Below are 1,722 nucleotides of genomic sequence, written 5' to 3'. Positions count from 1 at the left end.
TCGGTGGTCCCGGCCGGGACCCACTTGTCGCCGCCCAGCGGGAACTCGTAGGCCGGGCGCCCGTTGTTGCCGCTCGTGCGGAAGGGCCGGCCCCGGTCGTCCACCGTCAGCGTGCCGCTCCGGCCGCCGCTGGACCAGCTCAGCTCCAGGTACCAGCTGACGTCGTACGCGGAGGCGTCGGCCAGGATGTGGTAGACCTCCGGGTCGGACTCGCTCACCGAGAACGGGAAGTCGTCGTGCCCCGCCTCCGGGACGACGGCGGGACGCGCGGCGTCGAGAGCGACCGTGAAGGAACGGGTCGGCACGTTGCCGCCGCAGCCGACGCCCGGATAGCCCATGGCGTAGTCGTTCCACGCGAGCGGCGCACGCTTGCCGGCCATCCGGACCGTCAGCCCGTCGACGACCACCGTCTCCTTTCCTGTCCCCTGCACGGTGAGCTTCAGATACTGCTCCCCCGACGGCACGGCACCCGTCGCCCCCACCCAGGCGGGCGCGTCCTGCTCCAGCGGCGGCGGCCCCACCCGCCCGGGCGGCCGGTTCACCAGGTAGCGCTGGGAACAGGGACTCTCCCAGGCGTGCGGCTCGGTACGCACGGTGAGGGGCGCCGGGCCGGCGGGGGCCTGGACGTCACGCCCCGGGCGGTCGGCACCTCGGTCGCCGCCCGTACCGCTGCCGCCGGCGGAGGCGGACGAGGCGGGCGTCGCGGAGGCGGCGTCCTTTCCGTCGCCCCTCGCGCCGGCCTTCTTCCCGCCGCTGCCGGAAGAGGAACTGCCCGAGGGCGACACGGACGCGGCCGGGCCGCCGTCCGGCTGCTGCCGGTGCCCGCCCGAGACCGCCGCCGAGCCACGACGCCCGTCGCCGTCCTCCCCGCCGGAGGGCAGGGCCACGGCGAGCCCGACCCCGCTCAGGACGACGGCGACGACGGCAGCGGCGAGCAGGGCGGGCCGGGGACGGCGCGGACGACGCGGGCGGCGGTCCACCGGCCCCTCTGACACAACGTCGCCCGGCGGCTCCTCCGAAGCACCCCCGCCCGGCTCCTCCACACCGCGCTCGCCCGGACCCACGGCAACGCGCCCGCCCGGCTCCTGCGCAGCGCGCTCGCCCGGCTCGTCCACACCGCGCTCGGCCGGAGGGGCGCCGGCCCCTTTGCGCCCCCGCCCGGCATCCGCCAGCACCCACCGCCGGTGCAGCTCGACAAGCTCCTGCGGCGACGCCTTGCACAGCCGGGCGAGCCGCTCCACAGGCGCGTAGTCGGTGGGTACGGCATCCCCGTTGCAGTACCGGTGCAGCGTCGACGTACTCATGTGGAGCCGCTTGGCGAGCACCCCGTAGCTCAGCCCGGACCGCTCCTTCAACTCCCCCAGCAACGCGGCGAAGTCCGCCGCGGCCGTGCCTTCCGACACCGTTCCTCCATCCCCCATGTCCCGTTCCCCCGTTCCAGGGGAGATTCGTTTCCCCTGGTCAAAGCCGGTGCGGGCGTTCCAGCGTCCCTGATCGTCCGCCGACTGTGGCGGCTGGGACGGATCGCCGCACAAGCTCTGGTCATCCAAGCACGCCGCTCCCGGACCGACCGGTGGAGCGGCTCGCTCGGGCCTTCTTGCCGACGACCTTTGTCCGAAAGGGAACCACTCATGCGCAAGTACCACGCTCTGCCCGCCGCCCTCATGGCCGCCCTCGCCCTCACGGCGTGTCAGGACGGCACGGGCACCCAGGACGAGGGCG

At 74.7% G+C, this 1,722-nt stretch carries 1 protein-coding gene; it reads right to left on the bottom strand.

Annotated elements, in window-relative coordinates:
- The coding region (locus tag CCL05_RS43065) for a helix-turn-helix domain-containing protein (RefSeq protein ID WP_208641759.1) at positions 1 to 1,403 on the bottom strand (1,403 nt) is incomplete at its 3' end.
- Positions 1,404 to 1,722: the final 319 nt, after the last annotated feature.

Origin of the sequence: Streptomyces africanus, from assembly GCF_002150735.1 — a bacterium.
Lineage (GTDB): Bacteria > Actinomycetota > Actinomycetes > Streptomycetales > Streptomycetaceae > Streptomyces > Streptomyces africanus.
The sequence above is the reverse complement of the archived record's forward strand: the minus strand, read 5'-3'. Positions and strand labels throughout refer to the sequence as shown.